The sequence below is a fragment of the uncultured Bacteroides sp. genome, from assembly GCF_902491285.1.
Classification (GTDB): Bacteria; Bacteroidota; Bacteroidia; order Bacteroidales; family Bacteroidaceae; genus Bacteroides.
In genome coordinates, this window is sequence record NZ_CABUHK010000010.1 from 83,124 (window position 1) to 97,975 (window position 14,852).

Genomic DNA, 14,852 nt, shown 5'->3' on the forward strand with positions numbered 1-14,852 from the left:
TAATACAGTAGAATGGATAAGATATTGACAAGTACATTACAAACGCCTTGCTTTTTATTGGATGAGAAAGAGTTAGGTAGGGGAATTAGCGGGTTTTACCGTTCACTGAAGAGGCGCTTTGCGCATTGTGTTGTTGGATATTCGGTGAAGACAAATTCGCTACCGTATGCAATAGCAAAAGCTAAGGATTTTGGCTGTTTCGCAGAGGTCGTTTCGGATGATGAACTGGATTTGGCTTTAGAATGCGGTTATAAAATGAATGAAATTGTATTCAATGGTCCCATGAAGTCCAAGGTACGATTCCTTGATGCTTTAAAAGGTGGCGCAACGGTTAATATTGAAACTCACCGTGAATTAGAGTGGTTAAAGGAGTTACCTTCTGATGGTTTTTATAAAATAGGCATACGTCTCAATGTTAACATTTCAGATGTGTCTTTAGAAGATGCTGATGGTGAAAATGATTTCAGTCGTTTTGGGTTTAATGATACAACAGAAGAGTTTGCCTATGCTATTGAATCAATAAGGAATATTCCTCAAATGAAATTGGTGGGATTACATATTCATCGAACTTGTCATAGCAGAAGCGTTAGATTCTATAAAAGGTCTGTTGCTTATGCTGCAAGTGTAATAAAGAAGTATCATCTGAATCTTGATTACCTTGATGTTGGAGGAGGATATTATGGTATTTTCCGTAATGCTCCCACCTTCGACGATTATGTGACAGCAATCTATGAGTCTCTTCAGAAACAAGGTCTGGAGAAACTTGCAATTATCGTGGAACCGGGTAATGCACTGACCGCTTCGGCTTTTACTTATTATTCGCAGGTGATAGATGTGAAACAATTGCCGGATTGTCGGATATTGACAACGGACGGAACACGTAATGATATAGATCCCTTTTTTCATAAGAATGGATATATGACAGAGATAAACCGTGCGAATGAGTCAGGACAGGTTGTTCCGTTACAAATAGTGGCGGGTGCTACTTGCTTGGAGTACGACCAATTGTTCAGGTTAGAAAATCAACAGGAAATAAAGGTTGGAGATGTGATCGAATACAAGAATGTAGGTGCCTACACTTTATCGTTAACACCAATGTTTATCAACTATTTCCCAAGAGTATATTCACTTTCTTCTGATGGTCTGAAACTTGTTCGTGATAAATGGACAGCAAAGGAATACATACAAAAATCAAATATATAAATCCAATGAAATCTAGTATTTTGTTTAGTAGTGCTGGACGGCGTGGTCGCTTGCTCCGTAACGCACAAGAATCAATCGGCTCAAAATGTGATATCAATGCAACCGATAATAACGCAACGGCTCCTGCACTGTACTTTGCGACAAACGAATATGTTGTTCCGTGTATCAATGCTCCCGAGTATGTTGACACGCTACTTGATATCTGCAAAAAAGCCAATGTAAAAGCTATAACCACTCTTATTGACCCAGAGATTGAGGTCCTTTCTGCAAACCGTGAGAAATTCTTGGAGGCCGGCGTGTTGCCGCTCTGTCCTGCTGACGAGATTACTGCCCGTTGCTGTTTTGATAAGTATGAGATGTTCAAATATCTCACAGAGAAAGGTATTCCTACTCCGTTGACCTATCACGACTTTGATGAATTTAAGAAAGGGGTAACTGAAGGTAAAATATCTTTTCCTATATTCATGAAACCTATTTGTGGTAGTGGTAGTGTGGGGGCTCATAAAGTGAATACTATGGAGCAGGCTGAGGCTGATTGGTTCTCCGGCGAACATGATTACATTATTCAGGAGTTGATGACTGGAGGAGACTGTGATGCAGATGTTTATGTAGATGCTATTAGCCATAAGGCTGTTGCGGCTTTCTTAAAACGTAAGATTGAAACTCGTATCGGAGGGGCTAGTAAAACAATTTCTTACAAAGATCCGGTGTTATTCGCTTTTATTGAGAAGATCGCTTCTGTGTTCAAGTTTTGTGGTCCGCTTGATATGGACTTTTTTATTAAAGACGGTCAGTATTATTTATCGGAAGTAAATCCTCGTTTTGGTGGTGCTTATTTACATGCGTATGGGGCAGGTGTTGATTTCTTCCCTCTTATTTGGAACAATATGAATGGGATAGAGAATGAATCTCAGATCGGTCAGTATGACGAAGATGTTCTTATGCTGATGTACGATGATGTGGTCATACGAAAGAAATCTGAATTGGTTAATGACAATTTCTCAATATTGTAAAATCAAATTTGGAATAGAGTTATCTCCTATCTTTAATAGATAGGAGAGTAGTAACAATTTGAATAAGATTATGGGTTATATTCCTGAAAAAACAATTTATCTCTGTCTTGCTCACATGAGCGAAGACGGAATTGAACAGAAATACGTAAAGGAAGCATTTGATACCAACTGGGTGGTTCCTTTGGGACCTAACGTAAATGCTTTCGAAGAAGATTTGAAGAACTTTGTAGGTGGACAGAATGAGGTTGTTGCACTTTCGGCAGGTACGGCAGCAGTTCATTTGGCATTGATTGGCTGTGGGGTTCAGGCGGGTGATGAAGTATTGGTACAAAGCTTTACCTTTTGTGCTTCATCGCATCCGATAACTTATCTTGGTGCAAAGCCTGTGTTTATTGGCTCCGAAAAGGATACTTGGAACATGGATCCGATATTATTAGAGGAGGCTATAAAAGATCGTATTGCCAAAACCGGTAAGAAACCGAAGGCTATTGTTCCTGTGGCACTTTATGGTATGCCTTACGATTGCGAAAAAATCATGGAGATTGCAAACAAATATGAGATTCCAGTTGTTGAGGATGCCGCAGAGGGATTTGGTAGCAAATTTGATGGTAAGGTGTTGGGTACCTTTGGAAAGTTTGGTGTGTTGTCATTTAACGGCAACAAGATGATTACCACTTCCGGCGGTGGTGCTTTGATTTGCCGGAATCTTGAGGATAAAAATACCATTATGTGGTATGCTACTCAGGCTCGTGACGCTTATCCTTACTATCAGCATACGGCTATCGGTTATAATTATCGTATGAGCAATATTTGTGCCGGTATTGGTCGTGGTCAAATGACTGTTGCAGATGCGCATATTGCCCACCACAAGCATGTTCAGGCATTATATGAGGAACTGCTGAAGGATGTGGAAGGTATTCATATCCACAAGCAGCCTGTGGATTCACGCTATGATTCTAACTTTTGGTTATGTACGGCCACTATTGACTCTGATGTAAGGATTGTGGGTCAGGAGAATGCTTATAAGGAAGTTATTAAAACGGCTGTAGGTGGTGCTGCGGGTGTGATTAAGGCTGTAGATAGTGCCACGACTGATTGTCAGCCTAATGCGAATGTGGAGGCACTCCGTGTATTCATGCTTTCCAAGAGGATTGAGGCACGTCCTGTATGGAAGCCGATGCATAAGCAGCCGGTCTATGCGGATGTTCCTTTCTATACGAACGGAGTAGAAGAGGAAATCTTCAAAGTTGGATTTTGCCTTCCTGCCGGACCGTATGTGACTGATGATGATGTACGTTACATCGTAGAGAAAATAAAAGAAGCGATTGTGAAATAATAGTCGGGTCATTAATATTATAAGCAAGAGAATATGTGGAAGAATATCAAAGAAATATGTAGGTCCCTGAACTCATGATATATTCATGAATTCCCTGCATTATATGAGTTGGGAAGAATACAGCGGTATATTCCTGACTTATCCCCTCATATTGGTGTAAAAACCGATATGTGTTTGTATGTGAAATATATCAACTGTCTGTGAAGATAGTTGATATATTAGTTTTAGGGGGTATATCGTAGAATCCGATATTTTTTCGTAGCTTTGTGACAACTAATATATGGACTCCTCTTCAATGAAAAACATCATTAGTAAAATCAGGCAAATTTATCCGGTTTCTGACGAAGCGCTTCAGGCATTACAGGAGAATATGCAGCTTCGTTATTATCCCAAAAACACTTATATCGTTCAATCGGGCGTAACAGACCGTTTGGTTTATTTTATAGAAGAAGGCGTTGCCCGTTCCGTATTTCATCACAATGGGCAGGACACTACTACCTGGTTCAGCCAGGAAGGTGACGTGACTTTCGGTATGGATTCGTTATACTACAAACAGCCATCGATAGAGAGCATTGAAACTCTTACGGATTGCCAAATCTATGTTATCCATATAGATAAGCTGAACGCCCTTTATGAAACATATATTGATATAGCCAACTGGGGAAGAATCCTGCACCAGGATGTGAACAAGGAACTCAGTCATATGTTTGTGGAAAGGCTTCAGCTCTCGCCCAAGGAACGTTACGAACAGTTTAACCGGCGATATCCCGGGCTGATAAACCGGGTGAAGTTGAAGTATGTAGCCGCTTTCCTGGGTATTTCCATTTATACGCTCAGCCGGGTACGTGCTATAAAATAGCAGATTGCCGGTCTTTTTTGCTTTTGAGCAAAAGAACTTCGTTCGGTAAGCTGTATCTTTGCCATCTGAAAATATTAATTAAATAATAAGAAACAGATGTCAAACATTTCTTCTTCAGCTTTTGCAGACACTAAAGCACATTATGATCTTCTTGACGGACTTCGTGGCGTGGCAGCTCTCATGGTTATATGGTATCATATATTTGAGGGCTACGCTTTTGCAGAAGTCAGTAATTCCGCTGGTAGTGGTATGATTGAGACCTTCAATCATGGATACTTGGCCGTCGATTTTTTCTTTATTCTTTCGGGCTTCGTTATCGGTTATGCGTATGACGACCGTTGGGGTAAGAGTATGACAATGAAAAATTTCTTCAAACGCCGTTTGATACGTCTTCATCCTATGGTAATCATGGGAGCTGTTCTAGGTGCTGTCACATTTTATCTTCAGGGGTGTGTGCAATGGGATGGAACACATGTTGCCATATCAATGGTTATGTTGTCTCTTCTCTGCACGATATTCTTTATTCCTGCAATGCCGGGTGTAGGTTATGAAGTTCGTGGCAATGGTGAGATGTTTCCTTTGAACGGACCTTGCTGGTCATTGTTCTTTGAATATATAGGCAATATTCTCTATGCCTTGTTTATCCGTCGTTTGTCGAATAAGGTGTTGACTGTGCTTGTAGTATTGTTGGGTATTGCGTTGGCATTATTCGCAGTTTTCGATGTCTCTGGATATGGAAACATTGGAGTGGGATGGACATTGGACGGCGTGAACTTTTTAGGCGGCTCATTGCGGATGCTTTTCCCTTTCTCTTTGGGTATGCTTTTGTCGCGTAACTTCAAGCCTGTTAAGCTGAAAGGTGCATTCTGGATATGCACAATTGTTTTAATAGTTTTGTTTTCAGTGCCTTACCTGGAAGGTGCAGAGCCGTTTTGTGTAAACGGTGTTTATGAAGCATTTTGTGTTATCATAGTTTTTCCCATTCTTGTTTGGCTGGGAGCATCGGGAACCACTACGGATAAGAAGTCGACCGCGATATGCAAGTTCTTGGGAGATATATCTTATCCGATTTATGTGATACATTATCCGATTATGTACTTGTTCTATGCATGGCTGATTAAAAATAAGCTTTACACTTGGGGAGAAACTTGGGAAGTGGCTTTGTGCGTTTACGCATTGAGTATTGTGTTGGCTTATCTGTGCCTGAAGTTTTATGATGAACCTGTACGGAAATATCTGGCTAAACGTTTTCTGCATAAAAGCAGTAATTCATAGTCCGGCTTTTGATAAAGCGAAGAGTAGGATAGAGGGTTAAAGAATATAAAAAATGAGCAAACTGATAGTATTCCTAAATCTTTCCGGAATCTGTATCGTTATTTGCAGTATAAATAAAGTATAGTATTAATGCTAAAAATAATGATTATGAAGAAAATTCTATCTTTGCTTGTGTTGGCTATTGTAGCCGTGCAGTTCTCGTTCGCAACTGATGTGATAACAAAAGACATGAATCAATTGCCCCTTCCGGCTCGCAATTTTATCAATCGTCATTTTACGAAGCCTGAGGTGGCTCAGATTAAGATTGATAAGGATCTGATGGAGTCTACCAAGTATGAAGTGCTGTTGACGAACGGTACGGAGATTGACTTTGATAGCAAGGGAAACTGGGAAGAGGTAAGCGCAAAGAAAGGACAATCTGTTCCTGCAAGTGTGATACCCGGATTTGCTGCCGATTATCTGAAAGCGCATAATTTTGTAAATGAGGGCGTGACGAAAGTAGAACGTGACCGTAAAGGGTATGAGGTGGAGCTGACTACCGGAGTTTCTTTCAAGTTCGATAAAAAAGGAAAGTTCCTGAAAGCGGACGACTGATAGGGTAATAGTAAAGAATAAACCTAAACAAGAAGATAACTATGTGGAGATTTAAGTTTGGCGCGTGGGCGGTAGTGCTGATGATGACCGTCCTTTTGTTCGGCGCATGTAGTGACGATGACGACGACCCTGCTTTGGTGCCGCCCAGTAACATTACCGAGGCTTTGAGGCAATTGTATCCGGCTGCCCAAAATATAGAATGGGAAATGAAAGGTGATTATTATGTAGCCGACTGCTGGGTGACCGGTGATGAACTGGATGTCTGGTTTGACGCCAATGCGAATTGGGTGATGACGGAAAATGAACTGGATAATATTGACCAGTTAGTGCCGGCTGTTTATACAGCTTTTCAGAATTCGGAATATGCTACGTGGGTAGTGACGGATGTCTATGTATTGACGTTTCCATTGAATTCAACGGAATCTGTTATTCAGGTGAAACAAGGCAGTCAGCGTTATTCGCTTTATTTTTCGCAGGAAGGCGGATTGCTGCATAAGAAAGATATCAGTAACGGAGATGATACGAATTGGCCGCCAACTGAATAGTTTTAACTAATTGAAATAAGGGCGGGTGTCAAAAGGAAGTAAACACGACCTTTTGACACCTGCTTGTTTTTTATAATTACATCTGTTGGTAATCTTTGGCCAGTCCGCCTTCGCTCGTTTCTTTGTAGAGTGAAGGCAGGTCGTGTCCGGTCTGTTTCATTACTTGCACTACTTTGTCGAAAGAAACACGGTGCATGCCATCTGTAAAGGCCGAGTAAAGATTGGCGTCCAGTGCGCGGGCAGCGGCGTAGGCGTTGCGTTCGATACAGGGGATTTGTACCAATCCGCATACGGGGTCGCAGGTCATTCCCAAGTGATGTTCAAGGCCCATCTCGGCAGCATACTCGATTTGTGCCGGACTACCGCCGAATAGCTGGTTGGCGGCAGCCGAAGCCATGGCGCAGGCAACGCCTACTTCTCCCTGACAGCCTACTTCCGCGCCGGAGATAGAGGCATTGAACTTGACAATGTTTCCGATTAAGCCGGCAGTAGCCAATGCACGTAAAATACGCATATCGCTGAAGTCACGGCTTTTCTGTAAATGATAAAGCACAGCGGGCATCACACCGCACGAACCACAGGTAGGAGCAGTCACAATTTTTCCGCCGGAAGCGTTCTCCTCACTTACAGCCAAGGCATAAGAAAAGACAAGTCCCCTGGATTGGAGAGATTGCTTATAGCCGGTGGCACGTATATAATAGGTTGAGGCTTTCCGTCTGAGATTGAGCGGTCCGGGCAGTACGCCTTCTGCTTCCAGTCCGCGATGGATGGCATCTTTCATTGTGTCCCATACTTCCGCCAGATAATCCCATATGTCTTCATTCTCGCATTCCTTCACATATTCCCAATAGCTTTTTCCGGTACGCTCGCACCATTGCAAAATTTCGGTCATATTGTTCATGCCGTATACTTCCGGACTTTCGATAGTCGGGTTGTCGTTGTTTTCTGCTAACGCACCGCCTCCTATACTATAAACAGTCCAGTTCTCAATTACCTTATTATTGGCGTCAAAAGCAGCAAATGTCATTCCGTTCGGGTGGAAAGGCAGGAATACTTTGGGCTGCCATACGATTTCTACCGGAGCGGTAGGCTGCAGGGTGTCAATGATAGCTACATCTGTCATATGCCCTTTTCCCGTAGCGGCTAAACTACCATAAAGGGTGACTTTGAAAGAAGCGGCATCCGGGTGACGCTCCAGAAACATTTCAGCAGCTTTACGTGGTCCCATTGTGTGGCTACTGGAAGGGCCTGTGCCTATCCTGTATAGCTCTTTGATTGATTTCATGACTGAAGGTGTGTTTTTATTAATACCAATTTTTCTTTTTGAAGAACAAATATACGATAATACCGATAATCCCCATCACAAACCAGGCAAATAAATAACCATAACGCCAATCTAATTCGGGCATCCATTTATAGTTCATTCCCCATACCCCGGCTAGAAAGGTCAGAGGAATGAAAATTGTGGAAACGATGGTCAGCCGTTTCATGATGTTGTTCATTCGTAAATCGTTGTTGGAGATATAAAGGTCTACCAATGAAGAAAGCGTTTCCCGGCAGATTTCGATGGTTTGCAGGACGAATTGTAAGTGGTCGTTCACATCATTGAAAAAGGCACGGTTCACTTTATGGATAAGCAGGTTTTCAGCACGTAGCAGTTTCACGTACTGTTCTTTTAGCGGAAGAATAGATTTCTTCATCAGCATATACTGGCGTCGGAGTGCCTGAATCTGGACACCGATGTCGTATCCTTCTGTGATGGTGAGCAGTTTTTCTTCCAGGTCTTCGAGGGCATCATCGATAGAAGAGATGGTCGAGATGTAGTTTGCCATAACGCTGTTCAATAATACGCTGAGTAGATAATCCGTCTGGCGGCTGCGTATTTTCAATACATCGTTGCGCAAGGCTGCGTTGACATCGTCGAAGAAATCGGTCTCTTTCTCAAGGAAAGTCAGTACATAATTACTGCCGAGGATAATGCATACTTGTTGCTGGAGCAGTTCGTCCAATTCGTCCTCTTCCTTATGTACATTCGGGTAGAATAATTTTAGAATCAGGACAATATACTTGTCATGTTCTTCTATTTTGGTGGGGTGGTTGGCATTCAGAATATCCTGCAATACGAGGAAGTCTATTTCAAAATGACTGCAGATCTCCCGGATGGCTTCCGTGTCTTTCAGCCCGTGCACTTGCAACCAGTTGATTCGTGCGTTATCCAGTGTGTCTTTGACGGATTGGAAGCTATCGCCGGAATTTTCCTGCATCTCCGTTGCATTGTACGTACAAAGATGGATGTGGGTAGGGGTCAGACTGTCTCCCGTGTAAATGAGCTTTTCGCTTAACAGATTATTTTTCATGCTTTATTCTCGTTTTAGAAAACCACCACAGCAAAGGTAGTGGTTTTCTAAATGAGAACAAGTTCTTCGGACGTTTTGTTTACAGGTTAGTCAAAATCGACTACCGTGATGCCGGCACCGCCGAACTGTACATGCTCGTCGGCATAATGTCTGACTCCCGGCACGGTGGACAGATATTGGCGGATAAGTGTACGAAGTATTCCGGTTCCTGTGCCGTGAAGGATACGTACACGATCCATGCCGACCAATATAGCGTCGTCGACGAAATAAGTGACTGCTTGCAGTGCTTCGTCACCTCGCATTCCACGGACGTCAATATCCTGTTTGAAATTCAGTTTCTTTTCATACATCTGGTCGTGCGTCTGGCTGCTGACAAAGGTGCTTTTAGCGATTCCTTCTGTTTTTTGAGTGGCATTGCTGCGTTCGAGCCGCTCTAGTTTTACGGTTGTCTTGATGCTTCCGAAAGCGACAGTCGCGTTTTTGCCGTTGATTTCCATCACCTGCCCGATACTGGTCTGCCCCTTGATTTTTACATTGTCGCCAACTGTGATAGGAGTGACCTTCGGAGTGCTTGTGGGAGAAACAGTAGCGGTTTTCGGTTCGTTTTTCTTATTCTTCTTCCGTTCCTGCTTTTCTTTCAGTTTTTCCATTTTTCGTGCCATCTTCTCTTCCTGCTCTTTGGAAGCCAGTGCGTCCAGAGAAGTGCGGAAGTCAGTCAGTTCCTGACGCGCCAGGCGTGTCTTCTCCTTTTCGGCCTGTGCTTCCTTGATGGTACGGATTGTGTTTTCAATGCGGGCATTCGATTCCTGTAACATTCGCTCTGCTTCTTCTTTCGCCTGCTTGATAATCTCTTTCCGTGATTTCTGCAATTCTTCCATTTCCGCCTGGTAGCGTGCGATAGTCTCTTCCATATGCTTCTCCCGCTGGCGGATCGTTTGGCGTTTGCCTTCCCAGTAACGCTTGTCGCGGACAATATCCTGAAGATATTTGTCGGCATTGATATACTCGCTGCCTACAATCTCCGAAGCATCGGCAATGACATCTTCCGGCAATCCGATTTTCCGGGCAATCTCTACAGCGAATGAACTTCCCGGATTTCCTATTTGCAGTTGGAAAAGTGCCTGCATCAGATGGCGGTCGTAAAGCATGGCTCCATTCACCACTCCTTCATGGTCTTCGGCAAAATGCTTCAGATTTTGGTAGTGGGTGGTGATTACTCCGAAGGTCCGCTTTTGATTGAAGCGTTTCAATACGGCTTCGGCAATGGCACCGCCAATCTGTGGTTCCGTACCGCCACCAAACTCGTCAATCAGGATGAGGCTGCGTTCATTACAGTTCTTCATCATAATCTTCATATTGGTCAGATGGGAAGAGTAGGTACTCAGGTCATCTTCGATAGACTGTTCGTCACCGATATCAATAAATATACTACTGAATATGCCTGCATGGCTACGTTCGTGCAAAGGAATCAACATACCGCATTGCAACATATATTGCAGTAACCCGACTGTTTTCAGGCAGACTGATTTACCACCGGCATTCGGGCCGGAGATAATAAGGATACGTTGTTTCTGGTTAAGTTCCATATCCAGCGGTACGACTTTCTTTCCGTGCTTGGCTAATGAAAGTTGCAACAAGGGATGTACTGCCATTGTCCAGTCCAATAGTTGTTCATTTTCTATGGCAGGCTTTAAACTGTTTGTCTGTATCGCAAAATAACTTTTCGCACGGATAAAGTCCACCTCTGCCAAGAACTCATACGATTGAAGAATCTCAGGGATAGACGGGCGAAGTATATTTGAAAATTCGGTGAGGATGCGGATAATTTCACGTCGTTCGTCTCCTTCGAGTTCACGGATGCGGTTATTGGCTTCTACCACTTCGGCAGGCTCTATAAATACAGTCTTTCCGCTGGCGGATTCATCGTGTACGATTCCTTTGATTTTTCGTTTCAGTCCCGGTGCGACGGGGATTACCAAACGACCGTCACGCATAGTGGGAGCTACGTCTTTATCCACATATCCTTCGGACTGCGCATTGCGCAGGATACTGTTCAAAGAGCGTGAAATACTTCCCATCGTACTGGCAAGCTCACGGCGTATACGAGCTAATTCGGTGGAAGCATTGTCCTTGATTTTTCCATATTTATTAAGGATACTGTCTATTTTCCCAATCAATTGCGGGAATACGGCAATATCTCCCGCCAGTCTTTTCAGGCTGGGGTAGGGGGCATCGTTTTCCTCTTCATCCTCATTCCGGTGCAGGAAGCGAACGATGTCGCGGATGGTTTCTAATGACCGGCGCAGGTCAAACAGTTCTTGTTCGTCCAGATACATGCCTTCTATCCGCACCCGTTTCAGTGAAGGGCGGACATCAAAAAAGAATTGGTCGGGAAATCCGTCCTCTTCCTGAATGATGCGAACAAACTCAGTTACTTGGTTTAATTTCTCTTCCACTTCTTCATATTGTTCGGAAAAGGTCATATCCATGACCCGTTCCTCACCTAAAGTGCTGAGACATTTATCTTTTAGTAACTGTCTTATCTGATCGAATCCTATCTTTTGCTCAAAATTTTGAGGGTATATCATATCTTTGTTCTTACTAATGGACTGCAAAAATACGATTTATTCGTGAAAAAAATATCAGAATGTTTGCAGATTTAAAAATGATTCGTACCTTTGCACCGCTTTCAACGGAAAGCACTTCTGATAAAGAAGTTTTGGAGAGGTGGCAGAGTGGTCGATTGCGGCGGTCTTGAAAACCGTTGTACTGCGAGGTACCCGGGGTTCGAATCCCTGTCTCTCCGCTGAATACTAAAGACAAATAGTGGAAAAGCTAAGACAAGTCCCGTAAAATCAAGGTTTTACGGGACTTTTTATTTCTCTTCTCGGACATCCGAAAGACACAAAAAAAGCTCCGTTTGGACAGAGTACTGTTACTAAATCGTTACTGAAAAAGGACGATTGATTTTAGTAACGATTTTTAGGATAAGTCGCAGATTTGTCGTTTGTTGTCTTCAAAGCGTCTGCTCATAACTCAATTATTAATCATTTCTTTGCCGCTAAAAGTTTTTACCCTCGGCAAAGAGGTAAAAAAAAGGAGGTATTTTTCTTCATTGCATTTCTTTTTAATTACTCTCACAGTTTGTGATACTGCAAAGGTAAGGCGCTGAAATCCATTAAAAAAGAACGATATAACACATATAGTTTGCAATTGTTCCCGATATGGAAAAAATTTGCTTTTTGGACAAATCAGTGTGGAGTATCCGTGCAAAAAAAGAATATTTCTATTTGCATTTTATGGATTAATCCCTATCTTTGAATAGTAATTTATTGGTTTTAGAATGAAAAGTATTCGCTTGGTTATATGCATTTATGCATTTTTATTTTGTAATAACCAGCTCTTATTTGCCGACGGAACTATAAATAATGATTCTTTATATACGGAAGAGTATATAAAAAGTATCTACATTGCCGAGCCGAAGCGTGCTTTGGAATTGTTGGATGGAGCTGAGAATAGAAAAACAATATCTTTGCAGGTTATAAACGAGATGCGTAGTTTGTCATATCGTAATATGTTTATGAATAAGCTGGCATTTATGTATGCAAAAAAAGCCTATTTGCTTGATTCCATATCTCAGAAAGACCCGAAACACATGTTGAAAATGACGGTGTATCTGGCTGAACTTTCAGCTGTAATGAGCAAGTATGACGAAAGTATGCATTATGCATTAAATGGAATCAGACAGGCGCAAGAGTTGGGGGATAGGGAGGCCAGAGCCCGATTATTCTTCTGTATGGGGGAGAATAACTGGAGATTATCTTTTAAAGATAAGGCGTACGGTTATTTTGACCGGACTATTGAATTGCTGCGTGGCTCGAAAAATATGCGGGAAATGATGCTGCTTTCTTACTATTATGGGGCAAAAATGGGCTTTTTGATGAATGATTCCCGAATCGAAGAGGCTTTGGAAGTCGGTTTTGAGCGTGAGAAGCAGATTGAACGGCTGAAAGCGTTACCTCAGGTTCCCGTCGGGTATGTGGACGGTCAATATAGTTATTTATATTCCAAACTTGCCTACATTTACTATGTAGAGAAGAAATATGCGCAAGCGGAACAGTATTATCAGAAATACCTGTCAAAGAAAGAGTCCCATACTCCGGATGGGAAAATGTATTCGGTTCCTTATTTGATGCTTTCCGGGCAATATGAAAAAGTGATTGACAACTGCCGGGAGTTTAAGGAATTGATGAAAGCCCAGCAGGACACTTTGAATGAACAATATCTGACTATTCTTCGGCAAGAAGTAAAAGCTTATCAGGGAATGCATAACTACAAAGAAGTTGCGGAACTACAGGAAAACATTTTAGCCATAACGGACAGTATCAATACCAGGGACAGGAAAAATGCCGCATTGGAATTGAACGCCATGTACGGTGTTTCTGAGAAGGAAGAATATATTGCCGAGCAGGCTTCTCAGTTGAAAATAAGAAATATTACACTCTGTTTCCTGGCATGTATTGTTGTGCTGACTCTGTTTATACTGTGGCGCCTGTGGTGTTTCAACCGTACAGTCAAGTATAAGAACAGGATGCTTGCCCGGCTTATAAATGAAAAGTTTGCCAATAGGAAAGACGGAAACCAGTTGTCGGAAGTATACGGGCAGCAGGCTATCTCGTCGGAGATAGAACCGGAACTCATCTCGTCCGAAGAGCTGGAAGAACTTTCGAATGAGACAGATAAGATAAGCGGGGAAGAAGAGGAGAATAAGAAAATATTCCAGGAGTTGAATCAAATTGTCATTCAAGACCAACTGTACCTTTCCCCGGAATTGTCAAGAGAAGATTTGGCACGGATAGTACATCTGAACAATGCCCGTTTTGCCCGTATGATACGGGAATGTACCGGTACTAATTTCAATGGCTATATTAACGAACTTCGTATCAATTATGCCATCAAACTGCTAAAGATGCATCCTAATTATACGATACGTGCCATAGCCGATGAATCCGGTTTCAACAGCACTCCGATATTATACAATCTTTTTAAGAAAAAAACGGGCATGACGCCTTATGAATTTAAGAAAGCGCAAGAGACATTTAAGTAGCATTACTGAAATGTCTCTTCTATATTTTTCCCATTCCTCGGAACAATTTCCTGCTTTTTCGGTTTATTACTATAAGTAATAAATAAATATAGTAATGTTACAAATTAGGATAAAGCGAGTGTACGACGACTTTTCGGAGACAGACGGATACCGGGTATTGGTGGACAAACTATGGCCGCGCGGCATTAAAAAAGAATGGTTGAAATGTGATTATTGGGCAAAAGACATCACACCGTCCGCTGCCTTGCGCAAGTGGTTTCACGAAGATATACCGGGACATTGGACCGATTTCTCCGTCCTGTATCAGAAAGAGCTGGACGCCTCACGGTCAGTGACGGATTTTCTGGCTTTAATCAAGCCGCATCCGGTGGTGACACTCCTTTATGCTTCTAAAGAACCCGTGTACAATCATGCCCGGATACTCCGTGATTATTTGGAAATGCGTCTGAAAGAGTGAAATTAAAGTAATTTTTATCTGTTTACGCTTTCTGTCGTTCACTCAATTTCCTACCTTTCCTCTAAAAAGAAAAATCCCCTGCTCTTATATTCGTATGTAACTTACT

The 14,852-nt window shown here is 42.4% G+C and carries 12 protein-coding genes and 1 tRNA gene; 10 read left to right on the forward strand and 3 right to left on the reverse strand.

The window, feature by feature from the left end; genetic code table 11:
- The first annotated feature begins 12 nt into the window (after positions 1-12).
- From RDN93_RS04400 to RDN93_RS04430, 7 genes are all read left to right on the forward strand, one after another.
- On the forward strand, positions 13-1,203 hold the full coding sequence (locus tag RDN93_RS04400) for a diaminopimelate decarboxylase (protein ID WP_308744357.1): 1,191 nt from the start codon (positions 13-15) through the stop codon (positions 1,201-1,203).
- A 5-nt stretch (positions 1,204-1,208) separates the two neighbouring features.
- Positions 1,209-2,216: an ATP-grasp domain-containing protein gene (locus tag RDN93_RS04405; RefSeq protein WP_308744358.1), complete on the forward strand. Its 1,008-nt coding sequence runs from the start codon at positions 1,209-1,211 to the stop codon at positions 2,214-2,216.
- Between the two features lie 70 nt (positions 2,217-2,286).
- Positions 2,287-3,552 carry an aminotransferase class V-fold PLP-dependent enzyme gene (locus RDN93_RS04410; RefSeq protein WP_308744368.1) on the forward strand — a complete coding sequence of 422 codons (1,266 nt, stop codon included), beginning with the start codon at positions 2,287-2,289 and terminating at the stop codon, positions 3,550-3,552.
- Positions 3,553-3,847: 295 nt separating this feature from the next.
- Positions 3,848-4,411, forward strand: coding sequence for a Crp/Fnr family transcriptional regulator (locus tag RDN93_RS04415; RefSeq protein ID WP_308744359.1), 564 nt, complete (start codon positions 3,848-3,850; stop codon positions 4,409-4,411).
- 96 nt (positions 4,412-4,507) lie between these two features.
- Positions 4,508-5,686: an acyltransferase gene (locus RDN93_RS04420; protein ID WP_308744360.1), complete on the forward strand. Its 1,179-nt coding sequence runs from the start codon at positions 4,508-4,510 to the stop codon at positions 5,684-5,686.
- 147 nt (positions 5,687-5,833) lie between these two features.
- Positions 5,834-6,280: a PepSY-like domain-containing protein gene (locus RDN93_RS04425; RefSeq protein ID WP_308744361.1), complete on the forward strand. Its 447-nt coding sequence runs from the start codon at positions 5,834-5,836 to the stop codon at positions 6,278-6,280.
- A 41-nt stretch (positions 6,281-6,321) separates the two neighbouring features.
- Positions 6,322-6,825, forward strand: a complete 504-nt coding sequence (locus tag RDN93_RS04430; RefSeq protein ID WP_308744362.1) for a PepSY-like domain-containing protein — start codon at positions 6,322-6,324, stop codon at positions 6,823-6,825.
- A gap of 76 nt (positions 6,826-6,901) precedes the next feature.
- On the opposite strand, the gene RDN93_RS04435 is transcribed toward RDN93_RS04430, so the two are convergent.
- The 3 genes from RDN93_RS04435 to RDN93_RS04445 all read right to left on the reverse strand — a co-directional run bounded on the left by RDN93_RS04435 (position 6,902) and on the right by RDN93_RS04445 (position 11,770).
- On the reverse strand, positions 6,902-8,110 hold the full coding sequence (locus RDN93_RS04435) for an L-serine ammonia-lyase (RefSeq protein ID WP_308744363.1): 1,209 nt from the start codon (positions 8,108-8,110) through the stop codon (positions 6,902-6,904).
- 19 nt (positions 8,111-8,129) lie between these two features.
- Positions 8,130-9,182 (reverse strand): magnesium/cobalt transporter CorA, encoded by a 1,053-nt coding sequence (gene corA, locus RDN93_RS04440; RefSeq protein WP_308744364.1) that lies wholly within the window; start codon positions 9,180-9,182, stop codon positions 8,130-8,132.
- Between the two features lie 86 nt (positions 9,183-9,268).
- A complete protein-coding gene (locus tag RDN93_RS04445) occupies positions 9,269-11,770 on the reverse strand; it encodes a Smr/MutS family protein (RefSeq protein ID WP_308744365.1) in 2,502 nt (833 codons plus the stop codon).
- Between the two features lie 133 nt (positions 11,771-11,903).
- Between RDN93_RS04445 and RDN93_RS04450 the strand changes: the two genes are divergently transcribed.
- The 3 genes from RDN93_RS04450 (at position 11,904) to RDN93_RS04460 (ending at position 14,746) form a co-directional block, all read left to right on the forward strand.
- Positions 11,904-11,988: transfer RNA gene (locus RDN93_RS04450), tRNA-Ser, on the forward strand.
- Between the two features lie 537 nt (positions 11,989-12,525).
- Positions 12,526-14,289, forward strand: coding sequence for a helix-turn-helix domain-containing protein (locus RDN93_RS04455; RefSeq protein ID WP_374047362.1), 1,764 nt, complete (start codon positions 12,526-12,528; stop codon positions 14,287-14,289).
- A 94-nt stretch (positions 14,290-14,383) separates the two neighbouring features.
- Positions 14,384-14,746, forward strand: coding sequence for a DUF488 family protein (locus tag RDN93_RS04460; protein WP_308744366.1), 363 nt, complete (start codon positions 14,384-14,386; stop codon positions 14,744-14,746).
- The last annotated feature ends 106 nt before the right edge of the window (positions 14,747-14,852 follow it).